This window comes from Variovorax sp. F042, assembly GCF_057814215.1.
Genome location: NZ_JBVASX010000001.1, coordinates 1,076,034 through 1,098,616 on the forward strand (window position 1 = coordinate 1,076,034; position 22,583 = coordinate 1,098,616).

Genomic DNA, 22,583 nt, shown 5'->3' on the forward strand with positions numbered 1-22,583 from the left:
TTATGGTTTTCAAGATCAATATAGAAAAAGAAATCCAACGGAGACATCGATGAAGAAACTTCACGGCACCCGCCGTGCCTTCGGCTCGGCCCTCGGCGCCGCAGCCTTCCTGGGCCTTGCATCACTGGCCGTGGCGCAGGACTTTCCGGCGCGCGGCAAGCCCATCCGCATCGTCGTGGGCTTCACCGCCGGCGGCGGCACTGATGCGCAGGCGCGCATCGTGGCGCAGAAGCTCGGCGAGGTGCTGGGCACCAGCGTGATCGTCGACAACAAGCCCGGCGCCAGCACCATGCTGGCGGCCAACGAGGTGTCGCGCGCCCTGCCCGACGGCTATACGCTGCTGTACGCGCCCTCGTCCACCATGGCGCAGAACCCGCACACATTCGCCCAGGTGCCCTACGACCCGTTCAAGGACTTCACCGCCATCTCGATGGGCGGGCGCGGGCCGCTGGTGCTGTCGCTGAGCACCAGCGTGCCGGTGAACAACGTGAAGGAACTGGTGGCCTACGTGAAGGCGCACCCCGGCAAGGTGAGCTATGCCTCGTTCGGCGCGGGAACCTCGTCGCACATCTACGGCGAGGCCTTCGTGAAGAAGACCGGCATCGACGCGGTGCACATCCCGTACAAGGGCGGCTCCGACGCGGCGAAAGACCTGATCGGCGGACGCGTGCAGTACATGTTCGACTCGGCCTCGTCGGCCATCATCACCTCGGCCACGGGCAAGGTGAAGATCCTCGCGGTGGCCGCCAACGCGCGCATTGCCGCGCTGCCCGACGTACCCACATTCGCCGAGCAAGGCTACGCGGGCCTCGACCTGCCGAGCTGGCTGGGCTTCTACGGGCCGGCGCGCATGCCGGCGCCGGTGGTCGAAAAGCTCAACACGGCGCTCGCGAAGGTGCTGGCGATGCCGCAGGTGCGCGATTTCTATCGCAGCGGCGGCTACGAGGCCGGGGGCACCACGCCGGAGGAGTTTGCCGGCATCACGCGCTCGACCTACGACAGCTGGGGCGCGATGGTGCAGCAGGTCGGGTTGGCCAAGCAATGAGCGGCATGCGCTCCCTTCTTGATCGCCGCCGCTTTACCGCCTGGCTTGCGCTCGGTGCGGCCATGCCACTGCTGGCAGCCCATGCCGCCGCACCTTTTCCGGACAAGGGCCGCACCATTCGCATCGTGCTGGGGCTGGCGGCCGGTGGCGCGTCGGACTCGCAGGCACGCTTCGTCGCCAACAAGCTCGCCGAGGTGCTGCAGACGCCGGTGATCGTCGAGAACCGGCCGGGCGCGAGCTTCATCCTTGCGACTGAAGAGGTGATCCGCGCCGTGCCCGACGGCTACACCTTCATGTACGCGCCCTCCTCCGTGGTGGCGCAGAACCCGCAGACGCTGGCGCAGGTGCGCTACGACCCGTTCAAGGACCTGACGCCGATCTCGCTAGGCGCGCGCGGGCCGCTGGTGCTGACCGTGCATGCGAGCGTGCCGGCGCGCACGGTGCAGGAGCTGGTGGCGTACATCAAGGCCAACCCGGGGAAGATGAGCTACGCCTCCTTCGGCACCGGCACCTCGTCGCACATCTACGGCGAGGCCTTCGCGCGGCAGGCGGGGTTGGACGTGGTGCACGTGCCCTACAAGGGCGGCGCCGACGCCGCAAAAGACTTTCTCGCAGGCCGCGTGCAGTACTACTTCGATGCCGCGCCCAACGCCATACAGAACACGGCCACCGGCAAGGTGCGCATGCTGGCCGTAGCGGCGCCCAAGCGCAGCCCGATGCTGCCCGACGTGCCCACCATGGGCGAACAGGGCGTGAGCGGCGTGGACATGCCGAGCTGGCTGGGTTTCTATGGGCCGGCGCGCATGCCGGCTCCGGTGGTCGAGAAACTGCATGCCGCGCTGGCGCAGGTGCTGGCGATGCCGGCCACGCGCGACTTCTTCCGCCAGGGCGCGTACGAAGCCGAGTCGTCGAGCCCCGCGGAGCTGGCCGCGCTGACGCGCGCGACCTACGAGCAGTGGGGCGACATCATCCGCAAGCTGGGGCTGGTGAAGCAGCAGCAATAGGGTTCAGCGAAAGAACTCCAGCAGCCGCGCATTGACTTCGTCGGCGCGCTCGTACTGCGCCCAGTGCCCGGCGCCGTCGATCACCACGCCTTCGCGCCCCGGGCCTTCGGCCACCAGCCGCGCCACCAGCGGGCGCGGGTCGGCGGTGACGTCGTACTCGCCCCACAGCAGCAGCGTAGGCACGCCCAGCGTACCGAGCGCCTGCTGCAGCCCGCCCGACTGCGACACCTCCTTGCTGCGAAAGCGCGTGCCATGGCACGAGATGTCATGGATCTCGAAGGCCAGCGCGTCGATGGCTGCCGGGTCGTGCAGCATCAGCGCGGCCAGGTTGTTCAGCAATGCGGCGCGTTCCGCCTCTCGGTCTGGGGCGGCGCGCCAGTTGATCATCTGAGCCGTCATGCGCCGCAGCGTGCCGTGGCCGCCGCTGCCCACGAGCGCGAAGCGGCGGATGGCTCCGCGTCGCACTGCGAACCGTGCAGCCGTCAAGCCGCCGAAGGAGAAGCCGCCGAGGTCGATGGGCGTGCCAGCGCCGATGAGCTGGTCGAGCGTGCCGCCGAGCGCATCAAGCAGCGGTGGCAGCGAGTCTTCGCCCGGCGCCACGCGCGGCGGCGCATCGGATTCGTTGAAACCTGGCATGTCGGGCAGCCACAGCGTGCGGTCGGCCGATAGCGCCTCGGCGTTGCGCAGCCAGTGCATCCAGCTGCCATGGCCGCCGTGCAGCAGCACCAGCGGGGGCCGGGCGGTGTCGGTGCCGAAGCGGCGCCAGCGCACGCGCACGCCCTCGTGCACCGGGTCGTAGTGGGTCGACAGCGCGTCGATGCGGGCGATGGCCTCGCGGGCCTCGGTTTCTTCTTGTGTGGTCATGGCAGCATCCGCTGGAGTTCGGCCTCGCCGTCGAAGAATTGGTGCTTGAGCGCGCCCAGCACGTGCAGCGCGAAGAGCACGTAAAGCACATAGCCCGCCCAGACATGCACGCCGCCCAGCACGGTGTGCCAGGTTTCCTTCATGGTGGGCTCGATGGCCATGATCCAGCCGATGCGCGGCCATTCGAACAGGCCGAAAAGCTGCATCGGGTGGGTGGCGGCGTCTTTCCAGGCCGAGTCGTGCATCCAGCCCGACAGCGGCAGCAGGATCATCAGCAGATACAAGGCGCCGTGGGCCGCATGCGCCGCGAACCGTTCGAGCGCACCGTACGAGCCCGGCATGGCCGGCGGCTTGTGCGTGGCGCGCCACAGGAGCCGCAAAATCACCAGGCCCAGCACCGTGATGCCGATCGACTTGTGGGTGTCGACGGCCGGGCGCACCCAGTCGTCGGGGTAGTGGTCGACCAGCAGGATCAGGGCGATGTTGACGGCCATGAGCACGGCTATCAGCCAGTGCAGCGCGATCGCGGTTCGGGTGTAGCGGGTTTGTGCGAGCATGCGGGGAATTTTCGGGCGTGGGGCGACTCAGTCGATGACGCGTGCGATTGTCCCGGCTTTGCCTTGGGACTTTCGAAACCGCAGGCCGAGTTTTTGCGTATCGACAACGAACCACCGACCGACAGCCGCCCGGGCACCTTCTCTTGAACGATCCTTTCCAAAGCGCCTTCGTGGCCGCATCGCCGCGCCTGTCTCCACCCAGCACGCCACTGCGAAGCTGGCTCATTCATGGAAGCGTGCTCGTGCTGTGGGCACTGCTCTTCGCCATGGCCTTCAAGGTCGGCAACGTCGGAGCCTGGTCGGTGGGGGTGGCCTACGTGCTGTACGACACCGTGCTGCTGCTGTTCGTCGCCTGGATGACGCTACCGATATTGCGGCCCCGGCCCTCTCCTTCCCCTGCGGCCGCGGTGAGGCGCAACACGCTGGGCGTGATCGTCGCCTCGCACAACGAGGCCGCCGTGCTGCCCGTGACGCTATCTGCCCTGCTCGGCCAGACCGACGCACCCGACCGCATCGTGATCGCGGACGACGGTTCGACCGATGGCACGGCAGAGCTGCTGACCACGCACTACGGGCTCGTCGCGCCCGAACTTGGTTCGCTGAGCGCTGCCAGTGCAACACACCCCTCTCTTTACTGGCTGCGCCTGCCGCACGGCGGCAAGGCAGTGGCACTGAACGCGGCCGTCCTGTGCATCGACACCGACACCGTGCTCACGGTCGATGGCGACACGCTGCTCGACAGCCATGCCATCGGCGCCGTCCGCCGAGCCTTCTCCGAAGAGCCGAACCTCGTCGCCGCTACCGGCGTCATCACCCCGGTGTGCAGCCGCTCGCTGGCCGGCCGCTGCTTCCAGTGGTTCCAGACCTATGAGTACATCCGCAACTTCCTCTCGCGCTATGCATGGATGCGCGTCAACGGCCTGCTGCTGATCTCCGGCGCCTTCGCCGGCTTCAGGACCGACGCGGTGCGCGCCGTGGGCGGCTTCGACACCGACTGCCTGGTGGAAGACTACGAACTCATCCATCGCCTGCACCGCCATGCGCAGGCGAACGGCCTGCCATGGACAGTGCGCGTGCTGGGCGACGCACAGGCACACACCGATGCCCCGAGCAGCACCGGCGCCTTCCTGCGCCAGCGCCGCCGCTGGTTCGGTGGCTTCCTGCAGACGCAGTTCTGGTATCGAGCGATGGTTGGTGACCGGCGCTACGGCTGGCTCGGCGTCGCGATGCTGCCGGTGAAGGCCATCGACACGCTGCAGCCGCTCTACGGGCTGGCCGCCTTCGGGCTGCTGCTGATGTATCTGGTGCGCGGTAACTTCGGCGTGCTGGCGCCGGTGGCCGGCGTGATCGGCGCGAAGATCGTGCTCGACCTCGCCTTTCACCTGTGGTCGGTGTACCTGTACCGGCGCTGGATCGGCCACAGCAGCGAAGCGAACATGGCGCAGGCCTTCATGGCTGCGCTGGTCGAGCCGTTCACCTTTCAGATCCTGCGCCACACGGGTGCGGCCTGGGGTTGGTGGACTTTCCTGACGGGGCGCGGTACGTGGGGGCGGCAGACGCGCGTGGGGTTGGTCGATGCCGATGGTGCGCGGCGGGGCCCGCACTAGTGCGTCAGGCGTAGACACACGCATCCACCGTTGGCGTTCGTGAAGTCAGCCGCGCGAACACTCGCGCGCTGAAGACAAAGTGTTGCTCAATCTTTTGACCAGATTGACAGCAAGACTTGGGAATCACCGGAGGTTTCGCATCAAGCGAGATCCCGGTGGTTCTTTGTCACTTCACTCACGTTGGACGCCAGATGCTGTCACTCGCCCAATCTCGAGAACCCGAACTCCTCGACGAGAGGCCCGCCCGTCAATCCCGTTCGGCCACACCAGCAGACCCGACGCTGTGGGAACTCTATGAGTCACACCGAGGCAAGGTCTCGGACAAGTGGATGCTCTACCTTTCGGAGTACGAGCGACTGCTGGCGCCGCGGCGCCCATCGGTCATGCGCATGCTGGAGATCGGCGTCCAGAATGGTGGATCGCTGGAAATCTGGGCGCGCTACTTCCCCGAGCTTCGCCGATTGGTCGGATGCGATATCAATGCCGACTGCGCAAGACTCTCCTTCGAGGACGCCCGCGTCTCAGTGGTGCTCGGCGATGCCAACACCGATGCCGTCGCCAAACGGATCACCGCGCATTGCGAACGCTTCGACCTGGTCATCGACGATGGCTCGCACCTGTCGGGCGACATCGTCCGGTCGTTCTGCCGCTACTTCGATCATGTGACGGACGGGGGCCTCTACATCGTCGAAGACCTTCATTGCAGCTACTGGCACAGCCATGAGGGCGGGCTTTTCCATCCGACTTCGCCCATGGCTTTCTTCAAGCGCCTTGCGGATGTGCCGAACCACGAGCACTGGGGCGTGAGTCGCACGCGCAGGGATAGCCTGCATCTCTTCCTCCAGGCCCATGGCGCAGACATCGACGAGGCAGTGTTGAGCCGCGTGCACTCGGTGGAGTTCATCAACTCCATGTGCGTGATCCGCAAGGACGCACCGTCCGCCAATGTCCTCGGCCAGCGCTTCATCGCCGGTCGCGAGGAGCCCGTGGTCACAGGGCTTGTGCCCCTGCACCTGAAGGAGCCCATTCGTACCGATGAGCAGTTCAACCCGTGGGCCCGCACGAAAGTGGAGCGGGAGAAAACGCTGGCAAGCGCCCTGGAGGCTTGCGAGCAGCGATGCGCGACCCTTTGCGAGCAGCTTGCGCAACGCGAGTGCGAACTCGCACAGGTATCGGCCACTTCCGATAGAGCGCTCAAAACCCTCGACATCACGCGCGCGCAACTGGCCGAGGCCGACACCCAACGCCACGCCCTGCTGCAATCGACCAGTTGGAGGGTGACGGTGCCGCTGCGATGGCTGGGACGACAGGCGCGTCGGGCCAGGCGCGTGCCGCGACTGCTGTCCGCCGTTGCGGCGCAACGCCGTGGTGCGGTCCAGACGGTCCGTTCCGCAGCACGGATCTATCGAGAGTCTGGTTTCGGCGGGGTCGCTCGTGCGGCTGCAGCCTTGGAAGCTCGTGCCGCGCAGGCCACAACAAACGACGCGCCGCCCTATGCGCGCTGGGTCGAGCGCTATGACAGCATCGATGAAAGAAAACGCGCCGACTTGCGCCGGCACCTGGCACAGCTGCCTCGGCAGCCGCTGATCTCCGTGGTGATGCCGACCTACAACGCCAACCCCGCTTGGCTGCGCGCGGCCATCGAGTCGGTAAGGGGCCAGATCTATCCGAACTGGGAGCTCTGCGTCGCGGACGACGCATCCACTGACCACAGGGTCCGGAAGGTGCTCGACTCTTATGCGCACGACGTGCGGATCAAGGTGATCTACCGCCCGGAGAACGGGCATATCTCGGCCGCCTCCAACAGCGCTCTCACTCTCGCCGAGGGTGAATGGATAGCGCTCCTGGACCACGACGACCTGCTGAAGGAGGACGCACTCCTGTGGATGGCCGACGCGATTGTTCGTGCGCCCGAAGCGCGACTTTTCTATTCCGACGAGGACAAGCTCGACGCGAGCGGTGAGCGTTTCGATCCCTACTTCAAGCCCGACTGGAATCCGGACCTCTTCTATTCGCAGAACATGTTTTCGCACCTGGGCCTGTACCACGCTGAGTTGGTGCGGCAAGTGGGCGGCTTCCAGGTCGGCATGGAAGGCGCGCAGGACTATGACCTCGTGCTGCGCTGCATCGAGCACGTCGCGCCAGAGCAGATCCGGCACGTTCCGCGGGTCCTGTATCACTGGCGCGCTCACGCGGAAAGCGCAGCGGGCAATGTCGACGCCAAACCCTACGCGCAGCTTGCCGGCGAACGCGCGCTCAATGAGCATTTCCAGCGCCGTGGTATCCAGGGTTTCATCGCACATTCGGACAACGGCTACCGGGCGCACTACGCGTTGCCCGAAGTCCGCCCACTGGTGACGCTGATCATCCCCACACGCAATGGCCTGTCGCTGCTGCGCCGCTGCATCGGCAGCATCCGGACGCGGACGGACTACCTGAACTTCGAGATCCTGGTGATCGACAACGGCTCCGACGAACCTGAGGTCCTGGACTATCTCGACGAGCTTTCGAGCCAACGCGATGCCAGGGTGCTCCGGATCGACGGCCCTTTCAACTACTCCGCGCTGAACAACCGCGCCGTGGCCCACGCAAAAGGCGAACTCGTCGCACTGCTGAACAACGACACCGAGGTCATCTCACCGGATTGGCTGTCTGAGATGGTCTCCATCGCATTGCAGCCCGGGGTGGGCGCCGTCGGTGCGAGGCTCTGGTACGCCGACGATACGCTGCAGCACGGCGGTGTCGTACTCGGCATCGGCGGCGTGGCAGGCCACAGTCACAAACGGCTGCACAGGCAGGGCCTCGGCTACTTCGGGCGTGGCAGCCTCATCCAGACATTCTCGGCTGTGACCGCGGCGTGCCTGGTGGTTCGCCGCTCCACCTACCAGGCGGTGGGTGGCCTCGACGAAATCAACCTGAAGGTGGCATTCAACGATGTCGACTTCTGCCTGAGGCTGCGCGCGGCCGGGCTGCGCAATGTCTGGACGCCTTATGCCGAGCTCTACCACCATGAATCCGCCACTCGCGGTTCCGACGAGGCACCGGAAAAGCAGCAGCGTTTTGCAGCGGAGGTGCACTACATGCTGGACCGATGGGGTGACGAACTGCACTGCGATCCTGCCTACAACCCCAACCTGACGCTGACGACAGAAGACTTTGCGCTGGCGAGCCCGCCGCGCCTGTCGACTCCCGCCTGACGCTGCGGCGTGCCAGGCCGCAGTCAGCTCAAGCGCCGAAGCGGAAGCTCGACACCACCAGACCGCCCATGAAGGCGTCTTCGTGGTACACGCGCTCGCCAGCCTCTGCCTCGGCCGCTCCGACGGCCACCATCAAAGGAATCAGATGCTCTTCACGCGGATGCGCCATGCGCGCCGCCGGGGCTGAATCCCAGTCGAGCAATTGCGCGCTGCGCTCGCCAGCGGAGCTCTTCACCACCGCCTCATCGAGCCAGTCGTCGAAAGCCTTCGACACCCCATGCGCCTGCGGGCCGAAGTTGCGCAGGTTGTGATAGCTCAGCCCGCTGCCGACGATCAGCACGTTTTCGTCGCGCAGCGGTGCGAGTGCGCGGCCCAGCGCTAGGTGCTCGGCCGGGTCGAGCCCGCGCCGCAGCGACAGCTGCACCACCGGCACGTCGGCCTTCGGGTACATCGCGGCCATCGGCGCGAACATGCCGTGGTCGTAGCCGCGCTCGGGATCGATCTGCACCGGCAAGCCGGCAGCAGCGATCAGCGACTGCACGCGCTGCGCGAGTTCGGGCGAGCCGGGCGAGTCGTAGTGCACCTCATAGGTGTGGGCCGGGAAGCCGCCGTAGTCGTAGATCATTGGCGGCTTGGCGTTGCCCTGCACCGTGAAGGCAGGTGCCTCCCAATGCGCCGACACCATGAGGATGGCGCTGGGCGTGCGGCCGATCTGGCGTGGCATGTCGGCCAGCGAGGCGGCGAGCTGGTCGTAGGTCGGGCCCATTTCCTTCTTCATCCAGGGCCAGGGGCCGCCGCCGTGCGAGATGAAGTACGTGGGCAGGCGCGAAGCGTTGTTCGCGGTGGTGTTGTCGTGGGTCAAGCCGATGCTCCTTGAAAGCGTTGCATCGACTGTAGACATTTCCTGCAGGGAAATCGACAGGCTACGATGCATCGAATCAGTTCCTCACAGGAAAGCTTGAAGGATGCTCACATGGACCGGATGACCAGCCTGCGGGTGTTCCGCGAAGTCGTGGAGGCGGGCAGTTTCGTGGCTGCGGCCGAGCGGCTGAACATGTCGCCGCCAATGGCCAGCAAGCACGTGGCGCAGCTTGAGAAATCGCTCGGTGCGCGGCTGCTGCACCGCTCCAGCCGCCACCTGAGCCTGACCGAGGCTGGCACCGCCTGGTACGAGCAGAGCCGCCGCGCACTCGACCTGCTCGACGCGGCCGAAGCCGCCATCGGCCAGACGCACGACACGCCACGCGGCCAGCTCAAGGTGAGCGCGCCCGTGTGGTGCGCCACGCCGCGTTTCGCGCGGGTGCTGGCCGACTATCGCGAGAAGTACCCGGAGGTGCTGGTCGACATGCACCTGGAAAACCGCAAGGTCGATCTTGCGGCCGACGGCTACGACCTGGCCTTGCGCGCCACGCAGGAGCCCTCGCCCGCCTTGATCGCCAGGCCGCTGTGCCGCGTGCCCTTCTTCCTGGCGGGTACACCGGCCTACCTGAAGCGCATGGGCGGCGTGCCAGCCGTGCCCGCCGACCTCGCGAAGCTGGGCGCCATCGTGCCGAGCTACGTGAACCTGGACAACCTCGCGCTCAAGGGCCCGGGCGGGCGGATGTTTCCGCTGCGGCTGGCGCCCGCCATGCGCTCCGACGACACCACGCTCACGCTGCATGCGGTGCACGCGGACATGGGCATCGCCTTCATGCCGCTGTGGCTGATCGACGACGACATCGCGCAGGGCCGGCTGGTGCGGCTGCTGCCGGAGTTCGAAGCCACGCCCGTCACGCTCTTCGCGGTGTACACCAGCAGGCAGTACATGTCGCCCAAGCTGCGTACTTTCATCGACTTCCTGGGCGAGCGGCCGGGCCTGGATGCGCCACCGAACGCACCTTTTCGGGGCAAGGTCATGCAGGCGCGGCTACAGTCCTGAGCTCTCCGGGAGACTCAGTCCTTGTTCCGCTTCTTCGAAAAACTCCTCCATCCGTACCCCGCCGCCGAACCCGCATTGCCGCCGCAGGGCTTCCTTGCTTTTCTCTGGGCCTGCACGCACGGCGTGCGCGGCAAGATCGCGGCAATGGCGGCGCTCACCGCCGTCATGTCGATCTTCGAGGCGGCGCTGTTCGCGATCCTCGGGCGCATCGTCGACTGGCTCGGCCCACAGGTGCCTGCGCGCCTGTGGGCAGACCGCGGCACCACGCTCATGTGGCTGGCCACGTTCCTGGTGATCAGCATCGGCGTGGTCGCGCTGCAGACCATCGTGAAGCACCAGACGCTCGCGGTGAACCTGCCGATGCGCCTGCGCTGGAACTTTCACCGGCTGATGCTGGGCCAGAGCATGGCCTTCTACCAGGACGAGTTCGCCGGCCGCATCACGGCCAAGGTGATGCAGACCGCGCTCGCGGTGCGGGACACCGTGTTCGTGCTGGCCGACGTGCTGGTGGCCATGGGCGTGTACGTGGCCACCATGATCATCCTGGTGGGCGTGCTCGACGCGCAGCTGGTGTGGCCCTTCATCATCTGGCTGGCGCTGTACATCGGCTCGCTGGTGTACTTCGTGCCGCGCCTGGGCAAGGTCGGCAAGGCGCAGGCCGACGCCCGCGCGATGATGACCGGCCGCGTGACCGACGCCTACACCAACATCGCGACCGTCAAGCTGTTCTCGCACACGCAGCGCGAGGCCGGCTTCGCGCGCGACGCGATGCGCGAGTTCATGAAGACCGGCTACGGCCAGATGCGCCTGGTGAGCGCCTTCGAAATCGTCAACCACACGCTGAGCATGGGCCTCACGGCCGGCATGGCGGGTGTGGCACTGTGGCTGTGGTCGCACGGCACGGTCGGCGTGGGTGCGGTGGCCGCGGCCACGGCAATGGCGCTGCGGCTGCAGGGCATGTCGCACTGGATCATGTGGGAGATGACCAGCCTGTTCGAGAACATCGGCACCGTGCAGGACGGCATGAAGACGCTGTCGCGCCCGCGCACCGTGCTCGACGCGGCCGATGCCTCGGTGCTCGACGTGCCGCGCGGCGAGGTGCGTTTCGAGCATGCGAGCTTCCGCTATGCCGACGCAGGCCGCCGCGTGATCGACGACCTGAACCTGACAGTGAAGCCGGGCGAGAAGATCGGCCTGGTCGGCCGTTCGGGCGCGGGCAAGTCGACGCTGGTGAACTTGCTGCTGCGCTTCCACGACCTGGAAAGCGGCCGCATCCTGATAGACGGGCAAGATATCGCGCACGTCACGCAGGACTCGCTGCGCAGCCACATCGGCATGGTCACGCAAGACACCTCGCTGATGCACCGCTCGGTGGCCGACAACATCGCCTACGGCCGGCCCGACGCCACGCATGAGCAGATCGAGGCGGCCGCCGGGCGTGCGGAAGCGCACGACTTCATCCAGACGCTGGGCGACGCGAGCGGGCGCCGCGGCTACGAGGCACATGTGGGCGAACGCGGCGTAAAGCTCTCGGGCGGCCAGCGCCAGCGCGTGGCCATTGCGCGCGTGATGCTGAAGGACGCACCGATCCTGCTGCTCGACGAAGCCACCAGCGCGCTCGACTCGGAAGTCGAAGCCGCCATCCAGCAGAGCCTCTACACGCTGATGGAAGGCAAGACGGTGATCGCGATCGCGCACCGGCTGTCGACCATCGCGGCGATGGACCGGCTCATCGTGCTCGACGAAGGCCGTGTGGTTGAAGAAGGCGACCACCGCACGCTGATGGCGCAAGGCGGCCTGTATGCGCGGCTTTGGGCGCACCAGAGCGGCGGCTTCCTCGGCGACAGCCTCGAGGAAGACGAAGCACTGCGCGCCTGATCGTTGTCAGGTCGGCAACGCGCCGGCCTCGTATTGCGCAGCGAACTCCCCGCTCGGCGGGATCGGCTTGATGATGTCGATCAACACACCGTTCGGGTCGCGCGTGATGAAGTGGCGCTGGCCGAAGGCCTCGTCGCGCAGCGGCAGCAGGATCGGCAGGCCGGCGGCCTTCAGCCGGTCGTGCACCGCGTCGGGGTCGTCCACCTCGAAATTCAACAGCGTGCCGCCAGCCACCTGCCCGCGCGCGGCCGCCGGAATGGTTTCGTGCCGGCCGTCGAGCACGGCGAGATTCACCGAGGGCTCGTCCGCCAGTTGCAGGTGCACATACCAGTCGCTCGTGAACAGCGGCGTGAAGCCGAAGTGCGCCTGGTAGAAGTTCGCCGTTCTCGCCACGTCGTTGGTCATGAGAACGGGGTAGTAGCTCGTCACTTTCACGATGGGTCCTTTCATTTAACATACAGGCTGCATGTAAATTTGAATATAACTTACAGACAGACTGTATGTAAATGGCCGATTCACCCACCCCAGTCCGAACCAATCGTGAACGTACGGAAACCACCCGCCTTGCGCTGATCGAGGCGGCGCGTGCGCTCTTCGTCGGCAAGGGCTACGGCGATACCTCGACGCCGGATATTGCGACGGCCGCCGGCATCACCCGCGGCGCGCTGTACCACCACTTCGCGGACAAGCGCGACCTGTTCCGTCAGGTGCTGCTGCGCGAAGGCGAAGCCGTGGCCGCCGACATCGAGGCGGCCACGCCCGAGCAACTATCGCCGCGCGAGGCGCTGCTCGAAGGCAGCAAGGCCTATCTGAACGCGATGACGGCGCCGGGCCGCACGCGGCTGCTGCTGATCGACGGCCCCGCGGTGCTGGGCATGGCCGAAGTCATGGCCATGGACGATGCGACCTCGGCAAAGTCGCTGCGACAGGGGCTGGAGCGCGCCGGCCTGGGCAAGGACAAGGGCGAGGCGTCGCTCGACGCCCTGACCCCGCTGCTCGCGGCGGCCTTCGACCGGGCCGCGCTGGCCATCGACGCAGGCGCGGACGTAGAGGAAACCCGTACGGCGATGCTGTGGCTGCTCGAGCGGGCGCTCGGCCCGGTCAGGAAGCGCTGATGCGGGACATGTCGTGGGCCGATGCTTCGCACGCGCCTACATCGCACGCCGCCCCCTGCCGACAGTGATGCCGCGAACGCGGCGCAATGCTGGACTCATCTTCAACCCAGAGGAGTCTTCGCGTGAATTCCATCATCTACATCGTCGGTCTGGTCGTGGTTGTCGTAGCCGTGCTTTCGTTCTTCGGCCTTCGCTGAGACCGGGCACGCGCCACCGACTCCCGCACCATGCACAACGGGGCCGCTTGCGGCCCCGTTTCTTGTCGTGGCCGCCCGAAGCTCGCCGGGCATAATTTGCGCGCCCCGGCGCCGTGCGGGGCCTCATTGACCGATTGGCTGCGAAGGGACCCTGTTGACCAACACCGCGCTGCGCGAATCTGCTTTTCCGGATGCGGTGATCACCGAGGCGATCCGATGGACCGAACAGAGCGGCCCGCTCGACGACGCGCAAGCCCTTCGCATCGCCGCCTCGCGCACAGCCGATGCCCACGGGCAGATCACCGAACGCGCGCTACAGCTCGGCGAGCGCATCGGCCTGCAGCCTGAACTCGCACGTGCCCGGCAGTGGGCGCCGTGGGTGCTGCTCGCGCTGGTGGCGCTGATCGTCATGGCCGGTCTCGGGCTGGCGGGCAGCGTGGTCGGCGGCGGCGAGCGCCACATCAACGTGATCGTCGCGCTCGTGAGCCTGCTGGGCCTGCACGCGCTCACGCTGCTGCTGTGGCTCGCGGGCCTGTGGATGCCGCTCGGCTCGTTCAATACCGCATCGCTCGGCTGGATCTGGCTGTCGCTCACGGCGCGGGTGGCGGGCGGCAAGCGTGGACAGGCGCCGGTGCTGGTGCGCGCGGCCACGGGGCTGCTGTCCCGCGCAAAGCTGTTGCCATGGGCCTTCGGGCTGGTGAGCCACGGCATCTGGTCGCTGTCGTTTGCCGTGGTGCTGGCCGCGATGCTATTCGCGCTCGCGTTTCGCAGCTACACGTTGAGCTGGGAGACGACGATTCTTGACCCGGACTTCTTCGTGCGCGTAGTGCAGGTGCTGGGCTGGGCGCCAGCGAAGCTCGGCTTTCCGGTGCCCGATGCCGCCACCGTGCTGGCCGCAACTCCCGGCGCTGCAGGCCAGCGCACCTGGGCGCTGTGGCTGACCGGCTGCATCGTCGTCTACGGGCTGCTGCCGCGCGTCGTGCTCGTGCTGCTGAGCGCCTTCGTCTGGAAGCGCCGCCGCAAGGCGCTGCAGCCCGACTGGCGCGAGCCCTACTACCGCAAGCTGCTGGCCCGCTTCGCCGCGTTGGCGCCGGCGGCCATCGTCGATGCCGATCCAGGTCGCACGCACAGCGCCCTGCCCGCGGGCCTGCCTGCCTCGGAACTGCATGACGCCCTCTTCGTCGTCGGCTTCGAACTGCCGCCCGACATGCCGTGGCCTCCAGCCGCCCTGCCCGCCGGCGTCGAGACGCAGGCGCAGCGCATCGACGGCAGTGCGCCCGCGCGCCGCGCCCTGCTCGACCAATTGGCCCATACCCATCCGCGCACGGTACTGCTGGTGTGCCACGCCGCATCGAGCCCCGACCGCGGCACCGAACGCTTCCTGCGCGAAGTGCTGGCGCATTGCGGCGAGTGCCGCCTGTGGCTGGCCGACGCACCCGGTGCGAGCGCCACGCAGCGATGGCTCGACTGGCTGCGCGACACTGGCCTGGAGCGCATCACCGCCAGCGATCGCCTGGACATCGCCTTGCCGGAAAGCGCGATCGCCCCATGACGCAACAGCCCATCCGCATCGCCGTCGTCGGCCACACCAACGCCGGCAAGACTTCGCTGCTGCGCACGCTCACGCGGCGCATCGGCTTCGGCGAGGTGTCGCAGCGCCCCGGCACCACGCGCCATGTCGAATCGGTCGACCTCGACGTGAACGGCGAAGCCGCCGTGCGCTTCTTCGACACGCCGGGCCTCGAAGACGCCGTCGCGCTGCGCGAGCACCTCGCCGGCTTCGATGCGCAAGCGACGCCCCCCGACCGCATCCGCCAGTTCTTGCAGGGCCCCGAAGCCCATGGCGTGTTCGAGCAGGAGGCCAAGGTGCTGCGCACCATGCTCGACATTGACGCGGCCTTTCTCGTCATCGATGTGCGCGAACCGGTGCTGCCCAAGTTCCGCGACGAGATCGAGCTGCTCAACTCCTGCGCGCGCCCCGTGCTGCCGGTGCTGAATTTCGTGCGCGATGCCGCCAGCCGCGAGCCCGCGTGGAAAGAGCTGCTCTCGGCCTACGGCCTGCACGTGCAGGTGCGCTTCGACGCGGCCGCCCCGTTCGTCGGCGCCGAGCAGGACTTGTACAACGACCTCGCCACGCTGCTGCGCGAGCGCCGCGACCTGCTGCACGGCGTTGTCGATGCACTGGCCGACGAAGCGGTGCAGCGCCGCCAGTCCGCCTGCACGCGCATCGCCGCCCTGCTGGTCGATGCCGCTGCGGTGCGCCGCACGGTGTCCTCCACCGAATTTGCCGACGCCGCGCGACGGCAGGCCCTAGTCGCCGCGTTGCAGAAGGCAGTGTTCGACAAGGCCCAGCGCTGCACCGACGACCTGCTCGCGCTCTACGGCTTTCGCCAGGGCGACGCCGATGAGGCCCCGCTGCCGATGATCGAAGGCCGCTGGACGCTCGACTTCTTCAGCCCCGAAGCCATGAAGGACGCGGGCCTGCGCCTCGGCAAAGGCGCGGTCATCGGTGCGGCGGTGGGCGTGGTCGCCGACCTAGCCGTGGCCGGCATCTCGCTCGGCGCGGGTGCGGCGCTGGGCGGAGCCATCGGCGGTGCGGTGTCGCAGGGCTGGGGGCCGCTCGGCCGCAAGCTGGCCAACAAGCTGCGCGACGTGCACGAACTCACCGTGGAAGACGGCGTGCTGTTCACGCTGGTCGCGTGGCAGCTGAAGCTCACGCAGGCGCTGGAGCAGCGCGGCCATGCGGCCACGCAGCGCATCGCCGCCGAATCGCCCCAGGACGGCGATTCCCCCACGCGAGCCGCCGCGGCCGCGGTGCGCGGCGCGCAGCCGGCACGCAACCATCCCGAGTGGGAATCGACAGGCATTGCAACGCGCAGTTTCTGGCGCCCCTCGCCCCAGCGCGAAGCGCTCGTGGCCGAGCTGTCACAGACGTTGCTTCGCGCTTTCGAAGCGCCTTAATTCGCCCCTGCCAGCGCCTGCAGCTTTGCGTAGTCGCCCGGCCGCGCCCCTACCTGCTCGGGCGTCGAGCGCTTGACGATCCGCTCCAGGAACAGCTGCCGGTTGACCGGCGCCACGGTCATGCCCTTGTCGCGCAGGAACTTCTCGTCCTCAAGCTCGCCGGCGATCACGCCGACGTTGGTCCACTTCGCGGTTTCCACCAGTACCTTCTCGACCATCGCCTGCTGCGCCGGCGCGAGCCTGGCCCATGCGGCCTTGCCGATGACGATGCCCAGCGTGTCGTAGACATGCGCCGTCAGCAGCACGTACTTCTGCACCTCATAGAGCTTCTTCGACTTGACGATGTCCAGCGGGTTTTCCTGCGCCTCCACCTCGTTCTTCTTGAGCGAGCTGTAGAGGCTCATGAAAGGCAGCGTCACCGGCTTGGCGTCGAGCGCGGTAGCAAACAGCTGGTAGGCCGCGGCGGCAGGCACGTAAAGACGCAGGTCGCGGAAGTCTTCGGGCTTCGACAGCGGCTTGGCCGACGTGACCTGGCGCGCGCCGTAATACACGGCGGCCACCATGCGGTTGCCGCTCCGCTCGTTGTAGCCCTTCATCAGGTCGGCCAGCAGCGGGCTCGCCAGGTACTTGCGCATATGGTCGAGGTCCTTGAAGGCGAAGGGATAGCTCCCCAGGCTCAGCGGCGGATAGCCCTCGGCCAGCGTGGCCTGCCCGACGTAGGCGATCTGCACGGAGTCGTTCGCCAGCATCAGCGGAAAATCGGCCTCCTGCCCCAGCTTGGAAGACGGCACCACCTCGATCTTGATCTTGCCGTCGGACTGTTCGGCGATCTTGCGCGCCGCAAGCTCTGCCTGCTGGTGGAAGATGCTCGTGGGCTCGTAGACATGGCCCCACTTGAACTGCAGCACCTGCGCATGGGCGGCTACCGCCCCTGCGAGCGCCATGCAAAGAACACCGGCGCGGCGCCATGGCAACAAGCTTTTCATCGACTCTCCCTCGGGTTGAGAACAGTCCGGCCGTATGCAAGATCGACGCCATGGCAGCGGACGGACGCCGGGCAAATGCGCCCGACCCGGGAATCGTAAATATTTGCAACAAACATCGAAAGCGGGTTTGCCCGACTCCGGCCCGCGCGCCTACGATGCCAGCCCCGAGCCACCGCACCATGACGACCACCCTTCGCGCCATCCGCGCCGACATCACCACGCTGCAGGTCGACGCCATCGTCAACGCCGCCAACTCCTCGCTGCTCGGCGGCGGTGGCGTGGACGGCGCGATCCATCGCGCCGCAGGGCCGGAGCTGGTGCACGAATGCCGGCTGCTGGGCGGCTGCAAGACGGGCGATGCCAAGCTCACGAAGGGCTACCGCCTGCCTGCCCGCTTCATCATTCACACGGTCGGCCCTGTGTGGCGTGGTGGCGAGGCGGGCGAGCCCGAACTGCTCGCGTCGTGCTACCGGCGCTCGATGGCGCTCGCCGCCGGGCAAGGGGTGGGCAGCATCGCGTTTCCGAGCATCAGCACGGGCATCTATGGCTATCCCGTCGAACTGGCGGCAAAGGTCGCGGTGAGCACCGTGCGCGAAGTGCTGGCGGTCGTCACGTCAGTGGAGGAAGTCGTCTTCTGCTGCTTCTCGCCGGACGACCTTGCTGTCTACGAGGCTGCACTGGCCGAAGGCGCGCGCTGAAAGAAAAGCCAGAAAAGCTGTCAGCGAGTCAAATACCAGTTCCGACGAACAACAAAACCACGTCCCATGTCCGAATCTCCCTTCGAGCCCGACGACAACACCGACAACAGCAACGCGGGCATGCGCAAGGGCCTGACCAGCTATGGCGACCGCGGCTTCTCGCTCTTCCTGCGCAAGGCCTTCATCAAGGGCGCGGGCTACACCGATGCGGCGCTCGATCGCCCCGTGGTCGGCATCGCCAACACCGGCAGCGCCTACAACCCCTGCCATGGCAATGCGCCTCAACTCATTGAGGCCGTCAAGCGCGGCGTGATGCTCGCGGGCGGCCTGCCGATGGACTTTCCGACCATCTCGGTGCACGAGAGCTTCGCCGCGCCGACCAGCATGTACCTGCGCAACCTGATGTCGATGGACACCGAGGAGATGGTGCGCGCGCAGCCCATGGACGCCGTAGTGCTCATCGGCGGCTGCGACAAGACCGTACCGGCGCAGCTCATGGGCGCGGCCTCCGCCGGCCTGCCGTCGATCCAGCTCATCACCGGCTCGATGCTCACGGGCAGCCACCGCGGCGAACGCGTGGGCGCCTGCACCGACTGCCGGCGCTACTGGGGCAGGTATCGCGCGGGCGAGATCGACGCCGAGGAAACCGCCGACGTCAACAACCAGCTGGTCGCGAGCGTGGGCACCTGCTCGGTGATGGGCACGGCCAGCACCATGGCCTGCATTGCCGAGGCGCTGGGCATGACGATGCCGGGCGGCGCCTCGCCGCCAGCCGTAACGGCCGACCGCATCCGCATTGCCGAGCAGACCGGCGCGCAGGCCGTGCAGATCGCGCGCGACCGCCTCACCATCGACAAGGTGCTGACCCCCGCCGCCTTCGAGAACGCGATGCGCGTGCTGCTGGCCATCGGCGGTTCGACCAACGGCATCGTGCACCTCGCGGCCATTGCCGGCCGCATGGGCCTGGACATCGACCTGCTCGCGCTCGACCGCATGGGCCGCGAAACGCCGGTGCTGCTCGACCTGAAGCCCTCGGGCCAGCACTACATGGAAGACTTCCACGCCGCCGGCGGCATGGCCACACTGCTGCGCGAACTCAAGCCGCTGCTGCACCTCGATGCACTCACGGTCACGGGCCGCACACTGGGCGAGGAAATCGAGCGCGCAGGGCCAGGCTTCAGGCAGGACGTGGTGCGGCCCGCCAGCCAGCCGATCTATCCGCAGGGCGGCATCGCGGTGCTGTGGGGCAACCTGGCGCCAGGCGGCGCGATCATCAAGCAATCGGCCGCCGACCCGGCGCTGATGGAGCACGAGGGCCGCGCCGTGGTCTTCGAGAACGCCGAAGACCTGGTGCAGCGCATCGACAGCGACGCGCTCGACGTCACGCCGCAAGACGTGCTGGTGCTCAAAAACATCGGCCCCAAGGGGGCGCCTGGCATGCCCGAGGCGGGCTACATCCCCATTCCACGCAAGCTCGCGCGCGCCGGCGTGAAAGACATCGTGCGCATCTCCGACGGTCGCATGAGCGGCACCGCCTTCGGCACCATCGTGCTGCACGTGACGCCCGAGTCGGCCATCGGCGGGCCGCTGGCGTATGTGCGCAGCGGCGACCGCATCAGGCTCAGCGTGGCCAAGCGCGAGATCTCACTGCTGGTGACGGACGAAGAACTGGCGCGCCGAGCGGAAGAGACGACGGTGGTCGAACCCACCGCCGAGCGCGGCTACAAGAAGCTGTTCCTGCAGACCGTGATGCAGGCCGACAAGGGCGTGGACTTCGACTTTCTTCGCGCGCCGAACACCGTGGGCAAGGTGCCACGATAAAGCGCATGACCGACGATTTCTACGACGAGCTCGCACCGCTCTATCACCTGATCTATCCGGACTGGAACGAGAGCATCCGCCTGCAGGGCGACAAGCTCTCGCAACTCATCGAGGCCGAATGGCCCGGTGGTGGCGCGCATCGCAAAGTGCTCGACGTGTCGTGCGGCATTGGCACGCAAGCGCTCGGGCTCGCGGCACTCGGCCACGTGGTGACGGCCTCCGACCTGTCGGCCAACGAGATCGAACGCTCGCGGCATGAAGCGAAACTGCGCGGCCTCGACATCGCTTTCTCGGTGTGCGACATGCGCGAAGCGCACACGCATCACGGCAGCGGCTTCGACATCGTGATGTCGTGCGACAACTCGATGCCGCATCTGCAGACCGACGCCGACCTGCGGACCGCCCTGCGCCAGATGACCGCCTGCCTGCGCCCCGGCGGCGGCTGCGTCGTCAGCGTGCGCGACTACGCGAAGGAAGAGCGCGGCAGCAACATCGTGAAGCACTACGGCGCGCGCGTGGAGAACGGCCAACGCCATGTGCTGTTCCAGGTCTGGGATTTCGATGACGGAGGCACGGGCGAGCACTACGACCTTGGCTTCTTCTTCGTCACGGAAGACCTCGCCACGCACGCAGTGAGCACGCGCGTGATGCGATCGCGCTACTACGCCATATCGACGACGCGGCTGAGCGAGCTCATGCAAGAAGCGGGGCTGCAGAACGTTCGGCGCATCGACGGCGCGTTCTTCCAGCCGGTGCTGGTGGGTACGCGGCCCTGAGCGCCTCGACTCACCTCTTCATGCGCAGCATCGACCGCATTCCCGTCAGGAATTGCTCGTCGGTGCTGTTCCACCGTGCATTGGCCAAATGGGCACTGTCCGGTCCGGCCGGGAAGCGCAGCGCTTCCGACTCTTCCGTAGCAGCAGCGAAGACGGCCGCCGCGACCTGATCCGGAGTCGTCACCGCGCCGGCAGTCCCGAACTGCGCCATGAGCTGCCCTGCATACGCCTGGTACGGCGGCGAGATCAAGCCGTTCATGCGGTCCATGCCGTTTGCCGTGAAGGCCGTCCCGGGACCATAGCCGGGCTCCACGAGCCTGACGTGCACACCAATGGATTCGAGTTCGAAGAACAGGGCCTCGGTGAACCCTTCGATGGCGAACTTGCTCGCCGCGTAGGGCGCAACCATCGGCATGCCGGCGAAGCAGACGCTGGAGGTCACGTTGACGATGGCCCCTTCCCCGCGCTCGCGCATGAGCGGAATCATGGCCTGGGTCATTGCCATGACGCCGAAGGTGTTGGTCTCGAACACCTCGCGCACGGTTTCCATTGGCGTCACCTCGAAGGCCGAGAACAAGCCGATTCCCGCGTTGTTCACCAGCACATCGATCTTGCCGAAGGCGGCGATGCCTTGGCCAATGGCTTGCACGATGCTGTCGTTGTTCGTCACGTCGAGCTGGACCACGCGCAAGCGCTGCGAAGGCTCACCCAGAAACGCCGGATCCGGTTTGCGCATCGTCGCGACGACGTTCCAGCCTTGCTTGAGGAAATGCTCTGCCGTGGCTTTGCCGTAACCCGAAGAGCAGCCAGTGATAAGTACAGTTTTCATGTTCGATGTCCTTTGAAGATCGGTCCGATGCTAGGGTTCTTGACCAAGACGATCCATCCCGCCTAATCTCGATTTCATGCGCGATCGTCTAAACGCTGACCCACTGGCTTCCATCGTGGCTTTGCTCCGTCCACGAACCGTTCTGTCGAAGTTCGTCAGCGGCGCGGGTAGCTGGGCAGTGCAATACCCGAACTACGGACAGCCCAGCTTCTGCCTGATGCTGAAAGGCTCGTGCTGGCTGAGCCTGGACTCGGCTGAGCCCTTCCTGATGGAACCCGGGGACTACGTCTTGCTGCCGGCAACGCCCGGCTTCCGGATGGGCAGCGACCTCGAGGCCATGGATCGCCCCACGATGCGCATCGCAGATGCCAGCCCGGCGGGAGAGATCCGCCATGGCACCCAGGGTGACGAGGCGGCAGTCAGGATGCTCGGCGGCTACTTCCTGTTCGACCCGACGAGTGCCCCGCTGCTGGTGGGGCTCCTGCCGACAGTGGTCCACATCAAGGCCGCTGACAGCGGAGCGGCGCGCTTGACGTGGATTGCGCGCGCCATCGATGAAGAGAACACGACGCCAAGACCCGGTGGCGACGCCATCCTGACGCGCCTTGTCGAGATCATGCTGATCGAGGCCCTGCGCTGGCGGCCGACACAAGACGACGCGCCGATTTCCGGGCTCCTGGCGGGCCTGGCAAATGCGCGAATGGCGGATGCGCTGCGGCTTATTCACGAGGACGTGGCACGGCGCTGGACCATCGAGGATCTCGCAAAGAAAGTCGGAATGTCGCGCGCCGCATTTGCCGCCCGCTTCACACAGATTCTTGGTGTGCCCCCGATGGAGTACGTGCTGCGATGGCGGATGGCTCTGGCCAAGGACATGCTGTGGCATAACGGTCTTTCGCTTGGAGAGGTCGCGCATGCAATCGGCTATCAGTCGGCAAGCGCGTTCAGCACTGCCTTCAGCCGCTCGGTGGGGCTGTCTCCAAGCACGTTCGCACGCACTGGTCGCACCAACGCGCCTGCGTGATTTCAGGGCTCGTCAGCGGGCACTCGCTGGTCACTGTCCCGTCACGGGGCAAACCTAGCATCCGGCGGCTTTCGTTTCTCTTTCAACAAATATTCGAAAACTTCAC

19 protein-coding genes are annotated in these 22,583 nt (G+C 66.7%); 13 read left to right on the forward strand and 6 right to left on the reverse strand.

Annotated elements, in window-relative coordinates; all coding sequences use genetic code 11:
- The first annotated feature begins 49 nt into the window (after positions 1-49).
- Both ACZYSP_RS05175 and ACZYSP_RS05180 read left to right on the forward strand, forming a co-directional pair.
- Positions 50-1,045, forward strand: a complete 996-nt coding sequence (locus ACZYSP_RS05175) for a Bug family tripartite tricarboxylate transporter substrate binding protein (RefSeq protein ID WP_093073400.1) — start codon at positions 50-52, stop codon at positions 1,043-1,045.
- Positions 1,042-2,049 carry a Bug family tripartite tricarboxylate transporter substrate binding protein gene (locus tag ACZYSP_RS05180; protein WP_093073398.1) on the forward strand — a complete coding sequence of 336 codons (1,008 nt, stop codon included), beginning with the start codon at positions 1,042-1,044 and terminating at the stop codon, positions 2,047-2,049. Before ACZYSP_RS05175 ends, ACZYSP_RS05180 begins: the two co-directional genes overlap by 4 nt.
- 3 nt (positions 2,050-2,052) lie before the next feature.
- Here the strand turns inward: ACZYSP_RS05180 and ACZYSP_RS05185 are convergent, their stop codons facing one another.
- Both ACZYSP_RS05185 and ACZYSP_RS05190 read right to left on the reverse strand, forming a co-directional pair.
- The gene (locus ACZYSP_RS05185; protein WP_093073396.1) at positions 2,053-2,913 is read right to left on the reverse strand and encodes an alpha/beta fold hydrolase; all 861 of its coding nucleotides are present in this window, start codon (positions 2,911-2,913) and stop codon (positions 2,053-2,055) included.
- A complete protein-coding gene (locus tag ACZYSP_RS05190) occupies positions 2,910-3,470 on the reverse strand; it encodes a cytochrome b (RefSeq protein WP_093073394.1) in 561 nt (186 codons plus the stop codon). Before ACZYSP_RS05190 ends, ACZYSP_RS05185 begins: the two co-directional genes overlap by 4 nt.
- 143 nt (positions 3,471-3,613) lie before the next feature.
- On the opposite strand from ACZYSP_RS05190, the gene ACZYSP_RS05195 reads away from it, so the two are divergent.
- Entirely contained in the window at positions 3,614-5,077 is a 1,464-nt protein-coding gene (locus ACZYSP_RS05195) for a glycosyltransferase family 2 protein (RefSeq protein WP_093073392.1), read from the forward strand.
- A 191-nt stretch (positions 5,078-5,268) separates the two neighbouring features.
- Positions 5,269-8,274 (forward strand): glycosyltransferase, encoded by a 3,006-nt coding sequence (locus tag ACZYSP_RS05200; protein WP_371258761.1) that lies wholly within the window; start codon positions 5,269-5,271, stop codon positions 8,272-8,274.
- A gap of 28 nt (positions 8,275-8,302) precedes the next feature.
- Here the strand turns inward: ACZYSP_RS05200 and ACZYSP_RS05205 are convergent, their stop codons facing one another.
- Positions 8,303-9,136, reverse strand: coding sequence for a DODA-type extradiol aromatic ring-opening family dioxygenase (locus tag ACZYSP_RS05205; protein ID WP_093073390.1), 834 nt, complete (start codon positions 9,134-9,136; stop codon positions 8,303-8,305).
- Between the two features lie 111 nt (positions 9,137-9,247).
- Between ACZYSP_RS05205 and ACZYSP_RS05210 the strand changes: the two genes are divergently transcribed.
- Both ACZYSP_RS05210 and ACZYSP_RS05215 read left to right on the forward strand, forming a co-directional pair.
- Positions 9,248-10,192 (forward strand): LysR family transcriptional regulator, encoded by a 945-nt coding sequence (locus tag ACZYSP_RS05210; RefSeq protein ID WP_093073388.1) that lies wholly within the window; start codon positions 9,248-9,250, stop codon positions 10,190-10,192.
- Between the two features lie 21 nt (positions 10,193-10,213).
- Positions 10,214-12,070 carry an ABC transporter ATP-binding protein gene (locus ACZYSP_RS05215; protein ID WP_093073385.1) on the forward strand — a complete coding sequence of 619 codons (1,857 nt, stop codon included), beginning with the start codon at positions 10,214-10,216 and terminating at the stop codon, positions 12,068-12,070.
- Positions 12,071-12,076: 6 nt separating this feature from the next.
- On the opposite strand, the gene ACZYSP_RS05220 is transcribed toward ACZYSP_RS05215, so the two are convergent.
- Positions 12,077-12,520 carry a VOC family protein gene (locus ACZYSP_RS05220; protein WP_256216613.1) on the reverse strand — a complete coding sequence of 148 codons (444 nt, stop codon included), beginning with the start codon at positions 12,518-12,520 and terminating at the stop codon, positions 12,077-12,079.
- A gap of 56 nt (positions 12,521-12,576) precedes the next feature.
- On the opposite strand from ACZYSP_RS05220, the gene ACZYSP_RS05225 reads away from it, so the two are divergent.
- The 3 genes from ACZYSP_RS05225 (at position 12,577) to ACZYSP_RS05235 (ending at position 16,343) form a co-directional block, all read left to right on the forward strand.
- Complete coding sequence (locus tag ACZYSP_RS05225) at positions 12,577-13,185, forward strand: TetR/AcrR family transcriptional regulator (protein ID WP_093073383.1); 609 nt, start codon at positions 12,577-12,579, stop codon at positions 13,183-13,185.
- A 351-nt stretch (positions 13,186-13,536) separates the two neighbouring features.
- Positions 13,537-14,934: a DUF2868 domain-containing protein gene (locus tag ACZYSP_RS05230; protein WP_093073381.1), complete on the forward strand. Its 1,398-nt coding sequence runs from the start codon at positions 13,537-13,539 to the stop codon at positions 14,932-14,934.
- On the forward strand, positions 14,931-16,343 hold the full coding sequence (locus tag ACZYSP_RS05235; RefSeq protein WP_093073379.1) for a GTPase/DUF3482 domain-containing protein: 1,413 nt from the start codon (positions 14,931-14,933) through the stop codon (positions 16,341-16,343). The genes ACZYSP_RS05230 and ACZYSP_RS05235 overlap by 4 nt, the downstream gene beginning before the upstream one ends.
- Here ACZYSP_RS05235 and ACZYSP_RS05240 read toward each other — a convergent pair.
- Complete coding sequence (locus ACZYSP_RS05240; protein WP_093073377.1) at positions 16,340-17,329, reverse strand: sialic acid TRAP transporter substrate-binding protein SiaP; 990 nt, start codon at positions 17,327-17,329, stop codon at positions 16,340-16,342. The genes ACZYSP_RS05235 and ACZYSP_RS05240 overlap by 4 nt on opposite strands.
- Before the next feature lie 179 nt (positions 17,330-17,508).
- Here ACZYSP_RS05240 and ACZYSP_RS05245 point away from each other — a divergent pair, with 179 nt between their 5' ends.
- The 3 genes from ACZYSP_RS05245 to ACZYSP_RS05255 all read left to right on the forward strand — a co-directional run bounded on the left by ACZYSP_RS05245 (position 17,509) and on the right by ACZYSP_RS05255 (position 20,624).
- A complete protein-coding gene (locus ACZYSP_RS05245) occupies positions 17,509-18,027 on the forward strand; it encodes an O-acetyl-ADP-ribose deacetylase (RefSeq protein WP_093073375.1) in 519 nt (172 codons plus the stop codon).
- A gap of 66 nt (positions 18,028-18,093) precedes the next feature.
- Complete coding sequence (locus tag ACZYSP_RS05250; protein WP_354336358.1) at positions 18,094-19,848, forward strand: IlvD/Edd family dehydratase; 1,755 nt, start codon at positions 18,094-18,096, stop codon at positions 19,846-19,848.
- A gap of 5 nt (positions 19,849-19,853) precedes the next feature.
- A complete protein-coding gene (locus ACZYSP_RS05255) occupies positions 19,854-20,624 on the forward strand; it encodes a class I SAM-dependent methyltransferase (RefSeq protein ID WP_093073371.1) in 771 nt (256 codons plus the stop codon).
- Positions 20,625-20,634: 10 nt separating this feature from the next.
- Here ACZYSP_RS05255 and ACZYSP_RS05260 read toward each other — a convergent pair whose 3' ends face one another.
- Positions 20,635-21,453 (reverse strand): SDR family oxidoreductase, encoded by an 819-nt coding sequence (locus ACZYSP_RS05260; RefSeq protein ID WP_093073369.1) that lies wholly within the window; start codon positions 21,451-21,453, stop codon positions 20,635-20,637.
- Positions 21,454-21,529: 76 nt separating this feature from the next.
- Here ACZYSP_RS05260 and ACZYSP_RS05265 point away from each other — a divergent pair, with 76 nt between their 5' ends.
- Complete coding sequence (locus tag ACZYSP_RS05265) at positions 21,530-22,477, forward strand: AraC family transcriptional regulator (RefSeq protein ID WP_093073367.1); 948 nt, start codon at positions 21,530-21,532, stop codon at positions 22,475-22,477.
- The last annotated feature ends 106 nt before the right edge of the window (positions 22,478-22,583 follow it).

Bases quoted from the DNA above. Each gene is read 5' to 3' on its own strand.
- ACZYSP_RS05210 (WP_093073388.1), top strand. From the start codon at position 9,248: ATGGACCGGATGACCAGCCTGCGGGTGTTCCGCGAAGTCGTGGAGGCG.
- ACZYSP_RS05200 (WP_371258761.1), top strand. From the start codon at position 5,269: ATGCTGTCACTCGCCCAATCTCGAGAACCCGAACTCCTCGACGAGAGG.
- ACZYSP_RS05265 (WP_093073367.1), top strand. From the start codon at position 21,530: ATGCGCGATCGTCTAAACGCTGACCCACTGGCTTCCATCGTGGCTTTG.
- ACZYSP_RS05225 (WP_093073383.1), top strand. From the start codon at position 12,577: ATGGCCGATTCACCCACCCCAGTCCGAACCAATCGTGAACGTACGGAA.
- ACZYSP_RS05240 (WP_093073377.1), bottom strand. From the start codon at position 17,329: ATGAAAAGCTTGTTGCCATGGCGCCGCGCCGGTGTTCTTTGCATGGCG.
- ACZYSP_RS05180 (WP_093073398.1), top strand. From the start codon at position 1,042: ATGAGCGGCATGCGCTCCCTTCTTGATCGCCGCCGCTTTACCGCCTGG.
- ACZYSP_RS05250 (WP_354336358.1), top strand. From the start codon at position 18,094: ATGTCCGAATCTCCCTTCGAGCCCGACGACAACACCGACAACAGCAAC.
- ACZYSP_RS05185 (WP_093073396.1), bottom strand. From the start codon at position 2,913: ATGACCACACAAGAAGAAACCGAGGCCCGCGAGGCCATCGCCCGCATC.
- ACZYSP_RS05175 (WP_093073400.1), top strand. From the start codon at position 50: ATGAAGAAACTTCACGGCACCCGCCGTGCCTTCGGCTCGGCCCTCGGC.
- ACZYSP_RS05255 (WP_093073371.1), top strand. From the start codon at position 19,854: ATGACCGACGATTTCTACGACGAGCTCGCACCGCTCTATCACCTGATC.
- ACZYSP_RS05235 (WP_093073379.1), top strand. From the start codon at position 14,931: ATGACGCAACAGCCCATCCGCATCGCCGTCGTCGGCCACACCAACGCC.
- ACZYSP_RS05260 (WP_093073369.1), bottom strand. From the start codon at position 21,453: ATGAAAACTGTACTTATCACTGGCTGCTCTTCGGGTTACGGCAAAGCC.
- ACZYSP_RS05190 (WP_093073394.1), bottom strand. From the start codon at position 3,470: ATGCTCGCACAAACCCGCTACACCCGAACCGCGATCGCGCTGCACTGG.
- ACZYSP_RS05245 (WP_093073375.1), top strand. From the start codon at position 17,509: ATGACGACCACCCTTCGCGCCATCCGCGCCGACATCACCACGCTGCAG.
- ACZYSP_RS05220 (WP_256216613.1), bottom strand. From the start codon at position 12,520: ATGAAAGGACCCATCGTGAAAGTGACGAGCTACTACCCCGTTCTCATG.